At 40.0% G+C, this 2002-nt stretch carries 1 protein-coding gene; it reads left to right on the top strand.

Features of this window, described 5'->3' with window-relative positions:
• Positions 1-16 precede the first annotated feature (16 nt).
• Positions 17-2002 (top strand): amino acid adenylation domain-containing protein (locus J8L71_RS18270; RefSeq protein WP_247655374.1); only part of this gene is annotated, 1986 nt, incomplete at its 3' end.

Here is a 2002-nt window from a genome sequence, read left to right as displayed (position 1 = left end):
AACTCAAAGTCGAGACATGCTTTTAGACGCTTATAAACATCAGCAGGTGCCTTTTGAGAAGCTAGTTGAAGAATTACAACCTGCGCGTAGCCAAAGTTACAGTCCTCTATTTCAGGTGATGTTAACACTCCAAAGTGAGAATACTGAAGAGCTTATTCTACCAAACTTAACTTTGAAGGGAATAAGTAGTGAGGAAAGAGTTTCTAAATTTGATCTCACCTTAAATGTTCGTGAAATTTCCTCAGGATTGGCGTTGTCGTGGGACTATGGAGTTGAGCTATTTACACCTGAAACGATTCATAAATTCGTATATCACTTTGCCATTTTGCTTAAAAACATGGTTTCTACGCCAGAAATATCAGTAAACCAATTACCACTATTTGATGAGGAAGAGCAACAGGACGTGCTTAACCTTTGGAAAGATACAACACAAGCTTTTCCAGAGTTACTGACTTTACACGAATTATTTGAACAGCAAGTGAAAAGTGGGCCTGAAGAAATAGCCATCAATTTTAATGGGGAACACATAACATATTCAGAGTTAAATAATCGGGCTAATCAATTAGCTCATTGCCTTCAGGAAAAGTATCAGGTCCGCTCAGAAGGCTTAGTTGGCGTTTGTATTGAGCGATCTGTAGATATGGTTGTCGGATTGTTAGGTATATTAAAAGCTGGTGCGGCATATGTACCACTGGACCCTAATTATCCGCTTTCGCGCCTAAAATACATAATTGAAGATGCTAAGCTTGACATTATAGTCACTCAGGGAAGACTAAATACAAGATTAAATTTTCCTGAATCAAGTTCTGTTTTAGTCGATGATTTAGCGTCTTTAAATGACTACTCAACCGCGAATCTGGACTCAGTGAAGCTAGGTATCACTTCTTCTAATCTTGCTTATATTATTTATACTTCAGGCTCCACCGGTAAGCCCAAGGGTGTCATGATAGAGCACCGCAATGCTGTTTCCTTAGTGTGTTGGGCGGAAGACAACTTCAAAGCTGAAGAACTGTCTAACGTGCTGGCATCAACGTCCATTAGTTTCGATTTGTCAGTATTTGAATTGTTTGTGCCATTATGTACAGGTCACAGTATAACTTTAGTTAACTCTATTTTAGATATACAACAAAGTGAAGAGTATAAGACGGTTTCAATGATTAATACTGTACCATCAGCCATAAAGTCATTGTTAGACACTGGCGCAGTCAAGGACTATATAAAATGTGTTAATTTAGCCGGTGAGCCTCTTGCACAAGAAATTGTTGAGAGGCTTTATGATATTGGCGTTGATAGGGTTTTTGACCTATATGGGCCTTCCGAAGACACAACATATTCAACATATGCTCACAGGCAAAAAGGTGCTCTGCCAACTATTGGAAGGCCTATTGCAAATACCCGAGCAAGAGTATTAGATCCCGGTGGTCAATTGGTTCCTCTCGGGGTTGCAGGTGAGCTTTATCTCGGAGGGGCTGGACTATCACGTGGCTACCTTAATCAAGCGATACTAACAGAAGAAAAGTTTGTCGCAGATCCTTTTATTCCTGGGGAACGTCTTTTCCGGACAGGTGATCTTGTGCGTTGTATGCCCGATGGTCAACTAGAATATATTGGAAGGATGGATTATCAGGTTAAAGTTCGTGGGTTTCGAATCGAACTTGGCGAGATCGAGAAAGTATTAGCTAGTCATCAAGATGTCGATGACGCATTAGTGATGGCGCATGATTATGGTGTTGGTGATAAACGTCTAGTAGCATATGTGGCTAGTGAAAAAAAATTTACATTAAGAGATTTGCATGAACTGTTAGCAGTATCTCTACCAGAATATATGGTGCCTTCTGCTATAGTTTGCTTATCTTCCTTTCCATTAACTGCTAATGGAAAAATTGATCGACTTGCGTTACCTTTTCCGGATATGAGTTTGATGCAAGAACATTACGTCGCTCCTACTACTCCCTCTGAACAATTGCTTTGCGAAATATGGTCTAGTCTATTAGGTCTTGAG

Origin of the sequence: Pseudoalteromonas sp. MMG007 (genome assembly GCF_018100985.1) — a bacterium.
Taxonomy (GTDB): Bacteria; Pseudomonadota; Gammaproteobacteria; order Enterobacterales; family Alteromonadaceae; genus Pseudoalteromonas.
Note: the sequence above shows the minus strand (reverse complement) of the source record. Positions and strands in the feature narration are given on the sequence as shown.